Raw genomic sequence first — 16,564 nt, 5'->3', positions numbered from 1 at the left:
TACTGAAGGAGGCCTCGTCGGGTCGGTTGTGTGTGGTAACTCAATCCAACCCGACGGGGCTCTTCACGTTCGAGGGAAGGTCAACTCCCGCGAGTTACGGACACAACTTCTGGCAACCCGCTTAGCGTCAGGACTCGATTCCGGATCCCCGGCGGCGGTGTGAGGAGACGTGGATGAGCGCACCCGAGCGTGCCCCGGCGGTGTCCCTGCCGCTGGCGCAGCCCTCGATCACCGAACCACCGGCGGCCTATGCCCGGCTGCAGGCGGAGAACCCGGTGGCCAGGGTGGTCACCGAGAACGGCACGCACGCCTGGATGGTGACCCGCTACGAGGACGTCCGGTTCGTGCTCGCCGATCCCCGCTTCAGCATCCGCTTCGCCGGCGCGGCCGGGGACAACGCCGAGGACGGGCCGGAGGAGTCGCTGTTCCAGGACCCGCCGGGGCACAGCAGGTTGCGCCGCCTGGTCGGCAGGGCCTTCACCGCCCGCCGGATGGCCGAGCTGCGGCCCGCGGTGCTGCGTACCGCCGAACGGCTGGCCGGGGCGATGGCGCAGGACTACCCGCCTGCCGAACTGGTCACCGACTTCGCCTTCCCGTTGTCCATCAACGTGATCAGCGAACTGCTCGGCGTGCCCACGCCGGACCGGGCGGAGTTCCGCGCCTGGTCCGAAGCCGTGGTCAGCATGACCGCGCACACTCCCGAACAGATCGGCGCGGCCTGGCAGAACCTCAACGGGTACGTGGCCGAACTCATCGAGGCCAAGCGGCAGCAACCCGGCAGCGATCTGATGAGCGCGCTGATCGAGGTGCGGGACACCGACGATGACCGGCTCAGCACCGGGGAACTGCGCACCATGGCGGTCACCCTGCTGGTGGCCGGGCACGTCAGCACGGTCAACGCGATCACCCTGGGCATGCTCACCCTGCTCACCAACCGCGCCCAGTACGACCGCCTGGTCGCCGATCCCGGGCTGATCGAGGGCGCGGTGGAGGAGATCCTGCGCTGCCAGTTCGGCAAACGCGGCCTGATGCGCATCGCCAAACAGGACGTGCCACTGGGTTCGGCGCTGATCCGCAAGGGCGACACCGTCTTCGCCGAGCTGGGCGCGGCCAACTGTGACGCGGAGCTGTTCACCGAACCGGCCCGCTTCGACATCACCCGGCCGGACAACCCGCACCTGGCCTTCGGTCACGGCATCCACCACTGCCTTGGCGCCGCGCTGGGCCGGATGGAACTCCAGGTCACCCTGGAGGTGCTCAGCTCGGCTTTCCCGTTGCTGCGGACCGTGCTGCCGACCGAACGCATCCCGATGCGCACCGGCCTGCTCGACCAGAGCCCCGCCGCCCTGCTCGTGACCTGGTAACGAAGGAGACGCCGATGGGGGCACCGCCCTTCCCGTTCGCCCGCCCGTCCGTCACCGAACCGCCGGTGGAGTACGCGCGGCTACGGGCCCAGGAGCCGGTCAGCCGGGTCACCACCAACTCCGGTGAACCGGCCTGGCTGGTCACCCGGTACGACGATATCCGTTTTGTGCTCTCGGATCTGCGCTTCGGCGTGCGCGCGCCGGGTGCGGCCGCGGCCACCGAGGACTCGCTGTTCCAGGACCCGCCGGGGCACACCCGGTTGCGGCGGCTGGTGTCCAAGGCCTTCACCGTGCGCGGGGTGGAAGCCTTGCGCCCCAAGGTGCAGGACCTGGCCAAGCGACTGGCCGGGGACCTGGCCGCGGCCGGACCGCCCGCGGACCTGGTGGAGATCTTCGCCTTCCCCATGTCCATCGGGGTGATCACCGAACTGCTCGGTGTGCCAGTGGTCGACCAGGCCGACTTCCGGCGCTGGTCGGAGGCGATCCTGTCGCTGGACGCGTTCAGCCAGGAGGAGGTGATGGCCGCGGGCAAGAGCCTGGACGAGTACTGCGCCGGGCTGATCGCGGACAAACAACGCAACCCCGGGCCTGACCTGCTGAGCGACCTGATCTCGGTGCGGGAAGAGGACAACGACCGGCTCAACGAGCGGGAACTGCTCACCATGGCCGAGAGCATCCTGATCGCCGGTTACGTCACCGCGGGCAACACCATCGGCCTCGGCGCGCTCACCCTGCTCACCCACCCACAGGATTACCAGGACCTGGTGGACGATCCGTCGCTGGTGCCAGGGGCGATCGAGGAGATCCTGCGCTATGCCTCGGAAATCGGCGGCCTGGTGCGCATCGCGCAGGAGGACGTGCGGGTCGGCGAGGTGCTGATCAAGGCCGGGGACACCGTGATCGCGCCCCCGGCCTGCGCCAACCGGGACGAGCAGCGCTTCCCGGACTCCGAACGCTTCGACCGCACCCGACCGGCCAACCTGCACCTGGCCTTCGGGCACGGCGTGCACCACTGCCTGGGCGCCGCGGTCGGACGGCTCGAACTCCAGGAAGCCTTCACCGCGCTGACCCAGACCTTCCCCACCCTGCGGCTGGCCGTGCCAGTGGCGGAACTGCCGCAACGAGCCGGCCTGCTCGACCAGGGCCCCAGCGCGCTGCCGGTCGCCTGGTGAGCACGCACTGTCTACTTCGGACACAGAGGTGAGGACGGAGCCCATGACGCGGACACGGGTGTGGCTGATCCAGCAGGGAATCTGGGAAATGGCCCTGGAATCCATGCCGCTGGCCGCCGGGTACCTCAAGGCGACCGCGTTGCAGGACGAGCGGCTGGCCGCCGCCATGGACATCCGGATCATCAACTTCGACGGCGGCAAAACCCTCTTCGGCATGGCCAGCGAACTCTTCGCCGAACAGGCGCCGGACATCATCGCCTTCTCCGTGCTGGGCTGGAACTACCGGTCCTTCGCCGCGCTGGCCGAGACCTTCAAGCAGATCAACCCGGACGGCTGGGTGGTCTTCGGCGGCAACCACGTGGCCAACCAGGCCAAACGGGTCTTCGGCATGTTCCCGGACGTGGACATCGTGGTCAACGGCGAGGGCGAGCTGACCTTCTGCGACATCCTGCACGCGCACCTGGACGGCAAGGCCCGCAACGAACTCGGCGGCATCCTGGGCATCTCCTTCCAGTCCGGCTACGGCGGTTTCGTCACCACCGAGGAACGCCCGCGCATCGAGGACCTGGACACCATCGCCTCCCCGGTGCTCACCGGCACCCTGGAACTCACCGACGACGAGGGCAACTTCCGCTACGACGTGGCGCTGATGGAGACCAACCGCGGCTGCCCCTACCGCTGCTCCTTCTGCTACTGGGGCGGCGCGGTCGGGCAGCGGGTGCGGGCCTTCTCTCGGGAACGGCTGCGCCAGGAGGTGGAGCTGTTCGCCAAGCACAAGGTGCACACCATCGTCATGTGCGACGCCAACTTCGGCATGCTGCCCATCGACCTGGAATTCGTCGAGGACGTCATCGAGATCCGGCAACGACTCGGTTTCCCCAAGAGCATCGAGACCTCCTGGGCCAAGAACAAGTCCAAGCTCTTCTACCAGATCGTCAGCGCCATGAAGGAGGCCGGGCTGCACAGCTCGTTCACCCTGGCCCTGCAGACCCTCAATCCTGATGCGCTGGAAGGCATGCAGCGGCGCAACATGAAGGTCAACGACTGGGAGAGCCTGGCCGAATGGCTTGGCAAGGAAGGCATGGCCTGCTACGCCGAACTGATCTGGGGCGCGCCGGGGGAGACCGTCGAGTCCTTCATGGAAGGCTATGACCGGCTGGCCAACCACGTCTCCCGGGTCGCGGTCTATCCGATGCTGATCCTGCCCAACACCGCCTACGCGGAAAAACGGGCCGAACACGGGCTGATCACGGTGCGCGGCAACAACGACGACTTCATGTACCTCATCGCGCACAACACGATGACCCCGCAGGACAACCGGTACATGCACCGGTTCATCTTCTTCTCCCGCCTGGTCGCGGAGAACCCGGTGTTCCGCTTCCTGTGGGGCCCGCTGCGCGAACTCGGCGGCATCACCCAGTCCGAGACCATCCGCTCGCTCATCGACTGGTTCGAGCGCAGCACCGATCCGGCGGCCGAACCCTTCCAGCACGGGCTGAACAGCTCCTTCACCGACTCCGACGTGCTCGGCCCGGTGGTGGAGTACGTCTACGGCACGGTGGAGGCCAAGGAAGAGCTGCGCCGCTGGTGGCGCGAATCGTTGCTGCCGCGAGTGCCGAGCGAGCACGCGACCCTGCTGGACACCGCCTTCGAGTACGACCTGCTCACCCTGCCCGCCTACAGCAGTCCCGGCCGGGAGCCCTCGCCGTTGTACGCCAACGAAACCCTGCCGCTGGTGGAGGTCGAAGGCGACCTGTTCCACGTGCGCCACCACATCACGCTGGCCTGCGACGTGCCCGCGATGTGCCTGGCGCTGCGCCGCGGCGAGTCCTACGCGCACACCGTGGGCGAGCAGGAAACCTCGCTGTACTACAAGGCGGGCGCCCGCAACTTCGTGACCTCCACCAACCACGAGGAGATCGTCTACTACATGGGCAGGCTGGCGCGGGAGATGTTCAGTGACAACCGGAGAGGCGTGGTATCCCATGACTGACCGTTACACGTATATGGCCCAGTACCACGAACTCTTCGCCCTGCCGTACAAGGAACCCACCCAGCGTGCGGTGGCCAAGGCGGTGGCCGACTGCGCCAACGGCGTGCTGGAAATGGGCGCGGGCACCGGCCTGGTCACCGAGACCATCGCCGATGCCAGTGCCGGCGAGGTGTTCGCGGTCGAACCGGCCGCGCCGATGCGCGCGGTGCTGATGTCCCGGCTGGCCCGCAGGCCCGATCTGCAACGCCGGGTCACCGTCATGCCGATGAGCGCCCTGGAAGTGCGGTTGCCGGTGCGGGTGGACGCGGTGGTGCTGATCAGCATGCTGCTCTGCTTCTCCCCGGCGGAGCGGCAGAAACTGTGGCAGGTCTGCGCCGACTCGCTCAACCCCGGCGGATTGTTGTTGCAGGACCGGCCCGAACCCTCCTCCGCCGAGGCCATCCCGCCCGCCGCGGGCAGCCTCCAGGTCGGCCGGGCCCGCTACGACATCGAGTACGAGGGCCGCCCGGTGCGCGAGGGCGTGCTGCGGCTGAGCTGGTCCTACCGGATCACCGTCGGCGACGAGCCGGGGATCGAGGAACGCGAGGAGATCGACGCCTACCCGGTGACCGAATCGGAACTGGACGCCGAACTGGCCGCGGCCGGGTTCGACCGGGCCGACGCGCCGGACGATCTGCTGGGCTGGCGCCTGCGATGACCGCCGATCCCGCCACCCAGGCGCGGGCCTTCCCCTTCGCCGTGGAAGGCCTGCGCCTGGACCCGCTCTATGACCGGCTGCGCCGGGAGGAACCGGTGCTGCGGGTGCGCCTGCCCTTCGGCGAACAGGCCTGGCTGGTCACCCGCTACCAGGACGCCAAATTCGTGCTGGTCGACCAGCGGTTCTCCCGGGAGGCCATGCACGGCCGGGACGTGCCGCGCTCCATGCCCTACAACTCCACCACCGGCATCGTGACCATGGACCCGCCGCAGCACAGCCGGGTCCGCACCCTGGTCGCCCGCGCCTTCACCCAGCGCCGCGCGGAAGCCTTGCGCCCCAGGACCATCGAGGTCGCCGAGAGCCTCCTGGACGACTTGGTCGCCGCCGGTCCGGTGCAGGACCTGGTGGCGGGTTACTCGCTGCCGCTGACCAACACGGTGATCTCGGAGGTGCTCGGCATCCCGCGCGACGATCAGGATCAGTTCCGCGAATGGTCGGACCTGGCCCTGTCCTCGGCGGTCAGCCCGGAGCGCTCCGAGGAGGTCGCCGGGCAGATGTGGGACTACCTGGAGGGTTTGCTGCGCCGCCGCCGCACCGAACGCACCGACGACGTGCTGGGCGCGATGGTCACCAAGGGCGAGGCCGACCTTTCCGAGCCGGAACTGATCATGCTGGCGATGACCGTGCTGGTCGCCGGGTACGAGACCACGGCCTCGCACATCCCCAACTTCGCCTTCGTGCTGCTCACCAACCAGGACCTGCTCGACGCCCTGCGCGGCGATCCGGAGCTGATGCCGGCCGCGGTGGAGGAACTGCTGCGCTGGGTGCCCCTGGAAGCCGGGGCCGGGCTGCCCCGGTACGCCACCGAGGACATCGAAGTGGGCGGGGTGCTCATCCGCGCCGGGGAACCGGTGCTGGTGGATCCCGCTGCGGCCAACCATGATCCGGCCGCCTTCGGCTGTCCGGAGCGGGTGGACTTCCACCGCCCGGAGAACCCGCACCTGGCCTTCAGTCACGGCCCGCACCACTGCCTGGGCGCCTCGGTGGCCCGGATGGTGTTGCAGGTCGCGCTGGACCGGCTGCTGGCCCGCCTGCCCGGGTTGCACCTGGCGGTGCCGGCGGAGGAGCTGGTCTGGAAGACCCAGCAGCTCATCCGCGGGCTGACCGCGCTGCCGGTGGCCTGGCGGGCGGCCACCAGTCCACCGAAGCATCCAGCGCCCGCGCGGTGACACTGCTCGGCAGCAGCCCGCCGAGCCGGATGCCCAGATTGCGCGCGGCCACCGCCGGCGGCCAGGTCCACTGCCCGGCCAGCCCCACCCGGCGGGACCGGCGGGCCAGTGCCACCGCCCGCGGCAGCCGCATCGCGGTGTACCGGGCCAGGGCCGCTGCCAGCTCTGATTCCCTGGCCGCTGGCAGCAGCAGACCGAGGGTCACCGCGTCCTCCATGGCCAGGCAGGCCGGTCCGATGTTGGGGGTCATGGCATGCGCGGCGTCACCGACCAGCACGATCCGTCCACTGTGGAATGTCGGAAGTGGACGGACCAGCTCGGCCACATCGTGGTGCAGCACCTCGCCCGGCTTTACCGCGGCCAGCAGGTCCGGGATCGGCGGGTGCCAGTTGCCGAAGCGGGCCAGCACCTCGGCGCGTTCGTCCCTGGCCCGTTGCCGGGGCGGCGCGACCGAGTTTGCGGACAGGTGCAGCAGGCCGTCGGGCAGGTGCATCACGCCGAACCGGGTGCCGCGGCCCCAGGTCTCGGTGGCCGCCACCGGGTAGTCCGGCATCGGCACCACCATCCGCCAGCTGGTGTACCCGGCGTAGACCGGCCCGGGGTGCTCCGGGAACAGCGCGCCGCGCAGCTTGGACCCGATGCCGTCGGCGGCCACCACCAGGTGCGCGGTCAGCTCGCCGAGCGTGGTGCGCACCAAGGAGAGTCGGTCGTGATCGCCAGGGGTGGCCGAGGTGACGGTGACCCCGGTGCGCAGCGTTCCCTCGGGCAACGCGTTGGCCAGCAACGTGATCAGGTCCCGCCGGTGCAGGCCGAGCACCGGGTCCCCGAAACGGGCCCGGATGAAGGCCAGGTCCGAGCGGGCCAGCCAGCGACCGTCCTGACGGCGGATGCCGCCGGTCTCCTGCACCGCGCCCCGGTCCCGCACCGCGTCACCGAGACCGAGAACGTCCAAGGCGCGCAAGGCGTTCGGGGTCAGGCCGAGCCCGGCGCCCAGTGGTTCCAGCACCGGGTCGCGGTCGAAGACCCGCACCCGCCAGCCAGCCTGACTCAGCGCCACCGCGGCGGTGAGTCCGGCCACCCCGGCCCCGGCGATCACCGCGAGCGGGGTCATGACCGTTGTCCTGGAAGGGAGTCCGTGTGAACGCCCGACGGGTCCTGCTGGCCCACCTGGAGATCTGCCGCCCCGACTCGATGTTCTACGCCGGCCTGGTCGGCCTGGCCGGGGCCGTGCTGGCCGCCCGCCTTGGCCAGACCGACCCGGAGACCTGGCGGTTGTTCGCCGCCTGGGCCGCGCCCACCTGCGGCTGGATCGCGTCGCTGTACGGCGGCGACTACTTCGACCGCGAACTCGACGCCACCGCCAAACCGCACCGCCCCATCCCCTCCGGCCGGATGAGCCCGCGCACCGCCTTCACCGGCATGGTCCTCACCATCGCGCTCGGCCTGGTGTTCGCCATCGTGCTCAACCCGCTCAACCTGGTGCTCGGCGCGATCGCGGTGGTCTCGGGAATCTCCTACAGCCGCACCTTCAAGGCCCGGGGCATCGCCGGGAACCTGATGCGCGGGGTGCCGACCGCACTGGCCTTCCTGGTGGGCACCACGGCGAGCACCGCGATACCACCGTGGGAGCTGCTGCCGCTGGCACTGGCGTTCTGGCTGCACGATTCGGCCTCCAACCTGGTCGGCGCGCTCTGCGACACCGACAGCGACCGCGAAGGCGGCTACCGGACCTACCCGGTGCGCCACGGCGACGCCGCCTCGCTGCGCATGTTGACTGTCCTCAATGGACTCTGGATCGCCCTGGCCGTCGGCTGGCCACTGGTGCTGGCCGGACAGCTGGACCTGGGCTGGCTGTGGCCGTTCCTGGCCCTGGCCCTGCCCCTGTGCGCACTCTGCCAACTCCGCCTCACCCGGGCCCCGCGCCCGATCCCGCGCCTGGCCGCGTTGAAGGCCCACGAAATCCTGGTCGGCGAACGCCTGATCCTGGCCACCGGCTTCATCGCCGTCGCCGGCCGCCCTGCCCTCGCGGTGTCCGTACTGGCCCCGGCGGTGATCCTCACCGGCGTGGCCCGAGCCTTCATGCGCCAACGCGACCACCCCACCCTCCGCCGCTGACCCCACCCCGAGTGTTGGCCCAACTCGTACACCAAGTTGGCCGAAGTGGGCGTACCAGTTGGGCCAACTCGGCGTCCCACTTCGGCCAACACTCGGGGTGTGGTGGGGGTTAGCGGTCGCGGTCGATGGCGAGCTGGCCGAACAGGGCCAGGCGGTCGCGGCTGGGGGAGGGGGGCAGGCGGAGCAGGGCGGTGCCGGAGGCTTCGGCGTAGTGCCAGGCCATCTTGCTCGCCGCGGCCAGCGCGCCGGTCCGGTCCAGGATGTCCAGGATCAGCTCGTGCCGGTGGCCCAGGTCCTCCTCGCCGGTGAGGGCCTGCCGCAGCAGCCTGCGCTCGGGGTGGCCGCCGTTGCGGTAGGCCAGGATCACCGGCAGGGTCAGCCGGCCGTTGCGGCTGTCGCTGGTGTTGTCCTTGCCCATCTCCTCGGTGGTGTTGGTGTAGCCCAGGATGTCGTCCTGGATCTGGAACGCGGTGCCCAGCGCCAGCGCGTACCGGGACAGCGCCTCCACCTCCTCCGGCGTGCCACCGGCCAGGATCGCCCCGCTCTCGCAGGCGCCCTGGAAGAAGGCCGCCGTCTTGAGCCGGATCATGGTCAGGTAGGAGTCCAGGTCGAAGCGCAGGCCCCGGCACAGCTCCTCCTCCATGCTCTGCCCTCGGCACAGGTCCAGCCCGCAGCGGGCCACCGCCTCCAGCGCGGCGGCCACCCGGCTGTCCGGCACCCCGGTCCACCGGCATTCGGCCAGCCCGGCGAACAGGTCGAAGATCAGCGCGTCGCCTGCCACGATCGCGTTGCCCGCGCCGAACCGGCTGTGCACCGACCGGCGGCCGCGGCGCAGCTCGTCGCCGTCGATGATGTCGTCGTGGATCAGGCTGGCCACGTGCCCGCACTCCGCGCCGACCGCGGCCGGCAGCACCATCTCGGCCGAACCGCCCACCGCGCAGGCGGATTCCAGGAGCAGGATCGGCCGGAACAACTTGCCAGAGGGCACCAAAGCGTAGTGGCACATGGTGCTCAGCAGGCTGGACGTGCGGGACCAGCGGGTGCGCAACTTCTCTTCGGCGGCCTCGGCCAGCCCGGCCAGCACCAGCTCGGGTCGGGGATCAGCGGACTGCATGTTGTGCTCCTCACCTGGTCCGGAAAGCCGTGCGGCGGTGCAGGACCACCTCCGCCCCTCGGGCGGGCGCGAGCACCGGGCCACGGGCCCGCTGCCGTTCCGGTCCCGGGGCCGCCGCCCGGGGCCGGGTCCGCGCCAGCACGGTGGCGATCACCGTGCGCATGGTGGTCATGGCGAAGGCCGCGCCGAGGCACCGGTGCGGCCCGCCGCCGAAGGGCAGGAACAACTCCGGTCCCGGCGGCTGATCGAGGAAGCGTTCCGGCCGGAACGCCGCCGGTTCGGGGTAGCGCTCCGGGCTGGAGTGCAGCAGGCCAAGGGAAAGCGCGAGCATGATCCCGGCGGGCAGCCGGTAACCGCCGATGGTGGCCGGTGCGGCCAGGATCCGGGCGATGTCGCCGACCACCGGCCGTACCCGCAGCGTCTCGTTGATCACCGCGTCCAGGTACTCGTACGCACCGGTGTCCAGCTCGCTTTGCAGGCGGGCCAACGATTCCGGGTGCCGGACCAGGCGCTCGAAGGCCCAGGACAGCGTGGTCGCGGTGGTCTCGTGGCCGACCGCGAGCACGGTGATCAGGTTGTCCCGCAACTCCTCGTCGGTGGCAGGTTGCCCGTCGGCGTGCCGCATCCGCAGCAGCAGCGAGAGCACGTCGGTGCTGTCGGTGTCCTCGCGCCGCCGCCGGGCGATCTCGGCGAAGAGGATCTCGTCCACCGCGGCCCGCACCCTGGCGAATTTGCCGCCAGGGCTCCACCGGCCCCAGTCCTTGCGCAGCAACGGGAACAGCACGACCGCCGGGTTCATGTGCAGCAGCTGCGGCACCAGCGCGCGCAATCCGGTCAGCCTGCGCAGGTCGGTGATGCCGAAGACCACCCGCATCATGATCTCCAGGGTGAGGTGCTGCATCCGCGGCATCAACCGCACCGGCACCCCGGCTGGCCAGTCCCGCACCGCCTCGGCGGTGATCTCGGCGATGGTGTCCTGGTAGGCGGCCACACTGGGGCCGCGAAAGGGCGGCAGCAGCACCTGACGGCAACGCACGTGTTCCGGCCCGTCCAGCAACAGCACCGACCGCGGCCCGACCACGAAGTCCATCACCCGGTTGGCGTCCCCGGCCAGCAGGGTGGAGGATTCCGCGGTCACCGCGCGCCGGATCACCGCCGGATCGGCCGCGCACACCACGGTGCCGACCGGGAAGACCTTGATGGTGAACAGGTCCCCGTACTTGCGGCGGCAGGATTCGGCGAAGGCCAGTGGCCGCACCGCGGAGAGCACGGTCTGCGCGAGCACCGGTGTGCGCGGACCCGGCGGGAGCCCGGTCATGCCCGCTCGGCCTGGCGCAGCCAGCGGGCCAGCGCGCGCAGCGTGTAGGTGTGGGTGATCAGGTCGTCGCTGTAGCAGAGGTCCTCGAAGTACAGCCCGGTCGGCGCGGGCGCCCAGGTGCCCTGCTCGTCCTGCCGGGCCAGCAGCCAGTCCACCGCGCGCAGCACCCGCGGGTCCCACGGCGATTCTCCGGCCCGCAGCAACGAGTACACCGCCCAAGCGGTCTCCTCGGCGGTCTCACCCGGCGCGCTGGTCTGCACGGTCAGCGGCCAGCCGCCGGAGGGCGCCTGGTTGTCCCACAGCCACTGCTTGGCCCGTTGCGCCACCGGATCCCGCGGGATGCCGAGTTCGGCGTAGGTCTCCAGCACCTTGGCGGTGCCGTGCGTGCCGTCCCGGAACCACAGCGAGGGCAGCGATCCATCCGGCAGCTGGTCCTTCTGGTACCAGCGCAGCGCGCGGTCGACCGGCGCCCAGCGCGAGCGTGGCTCGTTGTGCTGGTGCATGGCCATCAGCACGTGCGCGGTGACCCCGGTGCACGGTTTGTCGTTGAGGATGAAGGAATTGCGCACCCACTCCGACCAGGAACCGTTGCGGTTCTGCCGCACCCGCAGCCAGCGCAGTCCGGCCACCACCCCGGGATGCTCGCGGTCCAGGCCCAGCAGGCCCAGGGTGGACAGGACCACCGCGGTGTCCTCGGATTCCGGCCAGCCCGAGGGCACGTTCCAGGACCAGCCGCCCGCCGGGATCTTCAACGGGCGGAACGGTTCGGTCCACTGGGTGGAGAGCAGCCAGTCCCTGGTGGGCCGCAGGCGAGGGTCGGCGGCCACGTCGGTGTGCTCGGCCAGTGCGTGCACGGCGTAGCAGGTCACCGCGATCTCCAGGTCGCGGTCGATGGCCCAGGACCCGTCCTCGCGCTGGGTGTCGAGGAGGTAGTCGAGGGAACCCTGTTGCAGGTCAGGGCCGAGGTCGGCGGCCTGTAGCCCGAGGAAGATCAGCGCGGAGAGCATCGGGCACTCCTCCACGCCGCCGTTGGGCGCCATCACCGCACGCAGCCAGGCCAGCGCCCGCGGCTGGGCCAGGCGTTGCAGCAGCCGTCGCGGGGGACTGGCGGGCAGCACCCTGGCCTGCATCAGGCCGAGGGCGAGCACCGCGGGCATGCCGATGGAGACCTTGTTGCGCAGCTTGGGCGGCAGCAACATCACCTCCACCGGCAGCGTCGGCTGCTCGGTGATGTCCCGCAGTCCCACCAGCGACAGCGCGAACGGCGCGGCGGCCGGCCAGGTTTTCGGGCCGGGGCCACGCATGCCGGGGATGACCGCGTCGGTGCCGTTGGCCTCGATGAAGGCGAACCCCTTGGCGATCCGCTCGCGGTTGCCCTCGGGGTCCAGTTCGTGGCAGGCGGCGATGGCGAAGGCGGTCATGCCGGGGCTGCTCGGCGGGTGCGCGTCGGCCATGCTCCAGCCGCCGTCGGCGCGCTGGTGGGCGCGCAGCCAGGCCAGGCCGCGGTTCAGGCGCTCCCGATAGCGTTCCCGGTCGGCCTTGGCCAGGGCCAGCAAACCCAGTGCGGTGGAGACCGTGGAGGAGGAAAGCCGGTCCGTCCAGGCGCCGTCCGGGCGTTGCCGCGTATACAAATGATCGACGGCCTTGTGCACGCCCGCGCTCGCGCGCCCGGTCAGCTCCGTGGAATTCACAACTGGCTCGTTCACAAAAACCATGCGCGGCCACCCCAATTTGCCGATGTTTCAGGTAAGGAGCCCGGTCATTACCGTACCGAGATCGCCTGGCCGCCCGGCTGGACCGGAACTGGAGCCCGTCACCCGTCTGCCTGCCTCCCCGCAACAGGCCCTGAGCTGGGGTGTTGCCGGAGGTTCTGCATTCGGCTGCACCCGGCTGCAGCAGTGGAAACGCGGTGGAGGGCAGCGGGGTGCGAACCTTAAGATCACGATAACCGGATTATTTCGATGCAATCAACTAACTGAGATCAGCGGCGAGCGTAGTCAATGCGTCCGCGCTCTGGCAGTATTGGCCACTTGTTGAGGTCGTGCGGTGGTCGGAGGGCATAACGCCAGGGCTGGGGGCTGCGGGCGTGACATTGGAACATGGTTCGTTAAGCAGGAGATCAGGCGGAGAACTACGGGAGGGACGAGCTGAGGTCGGCATCCGGCGAGAACAGGTCCGGCCACGCGGCGGCACCCCGCCCCGTGGCCGCAAACCGCTGCGGCTGAACATCCTCGGCCCGCTCACCGTCTACCAGGCACACCGCCAGGTGGACATCGGTCCGCTCAAACAACGATGTCTGTTGGGCCTGCTGGCCCTGCAACCCGATCGGGTGGTGACCCGGGACGAGATCATCGACGTCCTCTGGGGCGTCAACCCACCGCGCACCTGCGCCGGGCTGGTGCACTCCTACGTCTCCCGGCTACGCCGTGGCCTGCAACCCGGCCGCGAGGGCCGGGCCAGGGGATCGGTGATCACCGCGGTCCGCGACGGCTACCGGATGCCGGTGGAAGCCGGTCAGCTGGACCTCCTCGAATTCGACGAGCTGGTGCATCACGCCGAACGCGCCGCCGAGGACGCGGGCGCGGCGCTGGAACTGTTCGATTCGGCCCTGCACCGCTGGCGCGGCCCGGTGCTGGTCGATCTCGGGTCCCGGCTGCGCCAGCACCCGGCCGCGATCGCCCTGTCCCAGCGCCGCCTGGCCGCACTGCTCACCTATACCGATCTGTCCATCGCGCTGGGCAGGCACGAACCCGCGGTGGAACGGCTGCGCCCACTGGTGCACGACGAGCCACTGCACGAGGGCCTGCACGCCCGGCTGATGCTCGCGCTGGCCGGCTGCGGCAGACAGGCCGAGGCACTGCGGTTGTTCACCGAGATCCGGGCCCGGCTGGCCGAGGAACTGGGCGTGGGCCCCGGCGCGGAGATCCAGGAGGCGCATCTGCGGGTGCTGCGCGGCGAACTGCCGCTGCCGCCGGTCACCGTTTCCCGTTCCACCCCAAGGGATCCGGGTGCCCCGGTGCCCACCCAGTTGCCTAGCGACATCCCGGGCCTGGCCGGGCGGGACCGGTACCTGGCCCAGCTGGACGCCTTCCTCGCCGGGGCGGACAACACCGGTGCGGGCACGGTCAACGCCGCGGCCATCGTCGGCGCGGCAGGCGTCGGCAAAACCACCCTGGCCGTGCACTGGGCACACCGGGCCAGCGGCCGCTTCCCGGACGGCCAGCTTTTCGTCAACCTGCACGGCAACGCCCCGGTCTCGGCCAGCCGCGTGCTGGCCCGATTCCTGCGTGCCCTCGGCGTCCCCGCCGATGAGGTCCCAGCCGAAGCGGATGAGGCCGCCGCCCTCTACCGAACCCTGCTGGCCAGCCGCAAAGTGCTGGTAGTACTGGACAACGCCGCCCACCCCGCCCAGATCCGCCCACTGCTGCCGGGCAGTCCGAGCTGCTTCGTGGTGATCACCAGCAGACACCGCCTCGGCAGCCTGGCCGCCAGCGACGGCGCCCACCTGCTCGACCTGGACGTGCTCAGCCCGGTCGACTCCCTGCGTGCCCTGGCCCGCATGCTCGGCCCCGACCGGGTCCGCGCCGAACCCAAGGCAGCGGCCGAACTCGCCCGCCTCTGCGCCCACCTTCCGCTGGCGCTCAGCGCCGCCGCCGCCAACCTGGTCAACCACCCCCACCACCGCATCGCCGACTACGTCCTGGCCCTGCACAACGGAAACCGCCTGGCCGCCCTGGAAGTCGACAGCGACCAGCACCTGTCCCTGCGGGCCGCCTTCGACCATTCCTACGGCACCCTGGACCTGCCAACCCAACGCCTGTTCCGCCGCTTGAGCCTGGTGCACGGCGGTTTCTCCGGCGAAACCGTCGCCGCCCTCATCGACGGCACCTCCCACGACGCCGACCACATGCTCGACCGCCTCGCCGCCCAGCACCTCATCCGAGCCGCCCCCGCGGGCAGCTACACCCTGGACGACCTACTCCGCCTCTACGCCACCGAACGCGCCCAGGCCGAGGACGCCTGAGCCCGGCGCGCCGGGACGGTTCCCACCGGGGGCGGGTGCATCTGCCGAGTTGACGGGCAGGCCCGCTCCCGGAGGGGTCCCTTCGTGCGAGCCAGCTCGCCCGGCGGTCCAGTGCTGCGGACCACGTCGACCGGTTCTGCTGACGAGCCCTTATTGCAAATGACTTGCAACAGCATCGGTGCGCGGTTAGGGTCCGGCTGGACCGAGAGGACGCGCCGCATGACCGAACTGATCCGCCGCTGGCAGCAAGGCTGGAGCGAATGCCGTGGCTGGGCGCCACCGGTGGAGTCCCACGGCGCCCTGGACTTCCTGCTCGGCCAGCCCGACCGCCACCGCGAACTGATCACCCTGCACGTCGACGCGGTCCCCGAATCAATCCGCCCACTGGCCGATGTCGTTGCCACCCAAGAAAAACCAACCCTGCTCACGGTCCCGACGCACCACCCCGAGGAGGTCGAGCAGGTGCTGCGCGCGGCCGGCCTGACCCTGCGGGCCGATCGCGAATGGATCATGACCAGGGAAGTGGCCACGCATCCACGACGCCCCGCTCCCGCCGGATACACCTGCCACACCACGGTGACCGGCCGGGTGATCTCGGCCGAGGTCCGTCACGAGTCAGGGGACCTCGCCGCCAGCGGCCTGGCCGCCGTGATCGGCACGGACACCATCCCGGACAAGATCGTGACCACTGACGCCCACCGCCGCCGGGGCCTGGGCAGCGTGGTGATGGGTGCCCTGATGACCGAGGCCGCGAACCAGGGCGCCAGCACCGGAATCCTGTTCGCCAGCCCGGATGGCGAACGGCTCTACACCGCCCTGGGCTGGGTCACGGAGGCCACGGTGGTCATGGCCACCAGCCCCCGCCACGCAGCCTGACCCGGTCACGCGCCCCGGTCTAGTCACGTGCCCCGACCAACCGTTCGGTCGGCGTGCGGAACCAGCTGCGTCATGGGGCCGCCAACCGTTCGGTCGGGTGCGGTATCAGTCGGTGTCGCGCATCCGGCCGACCGTTTGGTCGGCATGCGGAACCAGCCTGCGTCATGCGTCCCGACCAACCGTTCGGCCGGGGTGCGGGATCAGCTTGTGTTGCGCATCCTGACCAACCATCCGGTCGGGCCGCAAAACCGGTCAGCGTCAGGCGCCTTTGCCTACCGTTCGGTTGGGGCGCCCAACCAGGCAGAGCTGCGCCCCGCCGCGTGCCAGCCGGCCGGGGCGACCGGCCCGCATCGCACCTGTGCCAACCCTTCGGCGGAGTCCGCATCCGCCCGGGTCGTGCACCTCGACCAACCGTTCGGTCGGGGCGCAACCGGACCAGGCCCCCGGCCAACCCTTCAGCCGAGCCGCAAACTGGTCTACGCCTCCCGACCAGCCGTTCGGTTCAGCCGCAAGCGGTCCGCGTCCCCCGGGCTAACCGCAATGCCGCGTAGTTAGTGTTTGGGGCTGGTTGTCAAGCCTGGTGAAACAGCCAACGGAGTCCCTGCTAGAACAGAAATCGACCAAGATCACTGTCGGCAGGAACTCCGTTGGACAACCAGTCT

General features: G+C 70.3%; 12 protein-coding genes. 8 read left to right on the top strand and 4 right to left on the bottom strand.

The features are described from left to right. Positions 1-173: 173 nt before the first annotated feature. From ACTOWY_RS44415 to ACTOWY_RS44395, 5 genes are read left to right on the top strand one after another with little or no spacing between them, the layout of a single operon-like run. The gene (locus ACTOWY_RS44415) at positions 174-1,364 is read left to right on the top strand and encodes a cytochrome P450 (protein ID WP_441315629.1); all 1,191 of its coding nucleotides are present in this window, start codon (positions 174-176) and stop codon (positions 1,362-1,364) included. A 14-nt stretch (positions 1,365-1,378) separates the two neighbouring features. Beyond that, positions 1,379-2,536: a cytochrome P450 gene (locus tag ACTOWY_RS44410; protein ID WP_441315628.1), complete on the top strand. Its 1,158-nt coding sequence runs from the start codon at positions 1,379-1,381 to the stop codon at positions 2,534-2,536. A gap of 43 nt (positions 2,537-2,579) precedes the next feature. Further along, positions 2,580-4,529 (top strand): KedN5 family methylcobalamin-dependent radical SAM C-methyltransferase, encoded by a 1,950-nt coding sequence (locus tag ACTOWY_RS44405; protein ID WP_441315627.1) that lies wholly within the window; start codon positions 2,580-2,582, stop codon positions 4,527-4,529. Further along, positions 4,522-5,226, top strand: a complete 705-nt coding sequence (locus ACTOWY_RS44400; protein WP_247756338.1) for a class I SAM-dependent methyltransferase — start codon at positions 4,522-4,524, stop codon at positions 5,224-5,226. The genes ACTOWY_RS44405 and ACTOWY_RS44400 overlap by 8 nt, the downstream gene beginning before the upstream one ends. Further along, positions 5,223-6,455, top strand: a complete 1,233-nt coding sequence (locus tag ACTOWY_RS44395) for a cytochrome P450 (protein WP_441315626.1) — start codon at positions 5,223-5,225, stop codon at positions 6,453-6,455. Before ACTOWY_RS44400 ends, ACTOWY_RS44395 begins: the two co-directional genes overlap by 4 nt. Here the strand turns inward: ACTOWY_RS44395 and ACTOWY_RS44390 are convergent. Continuing rightward, entirely contained in the window at positions 6,376-7,566 is a 1,191-nt protein-coding gene (locus ACTOWY_RS44390) for an FAD-dependent monooxygenase (RefSeq protein ID WP_441315625.1), read from the bottom strand. The two genes, ACTOWY_RS44395 and ACTOWY_RS44390, sit on opposite strands and share 80 nt — an antisense overlap. A 26-nt stretch (positions 7,567-7,592) precedes the next feature. Here ACTOWY_RS44390 and ACTOWY_RS44385 point away from each other — a divergent pair, with 26 nt between their 5' ends. Beyond that, positions 7,593-8,570 (top strand): UbiA family prenyltransferase, encoded by a 978-nt coding sequence (locus tag ACTOWY_RS44385; protein WP_441315624.1) that lies wholly within the window; start codon positions 7,593-7,595, stop codon positions 8,568-8,570. A gap of 109 nt (positions 8,571-8,679) precedes the next feature. Here ACTOWY_RS44385 and ACTOWY_RS44380 read toward each other — a convergent pair whose 3' ends face one another. Genes ACTOWY_RS44380 through ACTOWY_RS44370 form a run of 3 tightly spaced genes read right to left on the bottom strand, consistent with a single transcriptional unit; the run spans position 8,680 to position 12,693 of the window. Then, positions 8,680-9,684, bottom strand: a complete 1,005-nt coding sequence (locus ACTOWY_RS44380; RefSeq protein WP_247756346.1) for a polyprenyl synthetase family protein — start codon at positions 9,682-9,684, stop codon at positions 8,680-8,682. Positions 9,685-9,694: 10 nt separating this feature from the next. Further along, on the bottom strand, positions 9,695-11,002 hold the full coding sequence (locus tag ACTOWY_RS44375) for a cytochrome P450 (protein ID WP_441315623.1): 1,308 nt from the start codon (positions 11,000-11,002) through the stop codon (positions 9,695-9,697). After that, positions 10,999-12,693 (bottom strand): hypothetical protein, encoded by a 1,695-nt coding sequence (locus ACTOWY_RS44370; RefSeq protein ID WP_441315622.1) that lies wholly within the window; start codon positions 12,691-12,693, stop codon positions 10,999-11,001. The genes ACTOWY_RS44375 and ACTOWY_RS44370 overlap by 4 nt, the downstream gene beginning before the upstream one ends. A gap of 395 nt (positions 12,694-13,088) precedes the next feature. Here ACTOWY_RS44370 and ACTOWY_RS44365 point away from each other — a divergent pair, with 395 nt between their 5' ends. Both ACTOWY_RS44365 and ACTOWY_RS44360 read left to right on the top strand, forming a co-directional pair. Continuing rightward, positions 13,089-15,026: a BTAD domain-containing putative transcriptional regulator gene (locus ACTOWY_RS44365; protein ID WP_441315621.1), complete on the top strand. Its 1,938-nt coding sequence runs from the start codon at positions 13,089-13,091 to the stop codon at positions 15,024-15,026. Positions 15,027-15,245: 219 nt separating this feature from the next. Next, complete coding sequence (locus ACTOWY_RS44360; RefSeq protein ID WP_441315620.1) at positions 15,246-15,902, top strand: GNAT family N-acetyltransferase; 657 nt, start codon at positions 15,246-15,248, stop codon at positions 15,900-15,902. The last annotated feature ends 662 nt before the right edge of the window (positions 15,903-16,564 follow it).

The sequence above is a fragment of the Crossiella sp. CA198 genome, from assembly GCF_052078295.1.
Classification (GTDB): Bacteria; Actinomycetota; Actinomycetes; order Mycobacteriales; family Pseudonocardiaceae; genus Crossiella.
The sequence above is the reverse complement of the archived record's forward strand: the minus strand, read 5'-3'. Positions and strand labels throughout refer to the sequence as shown.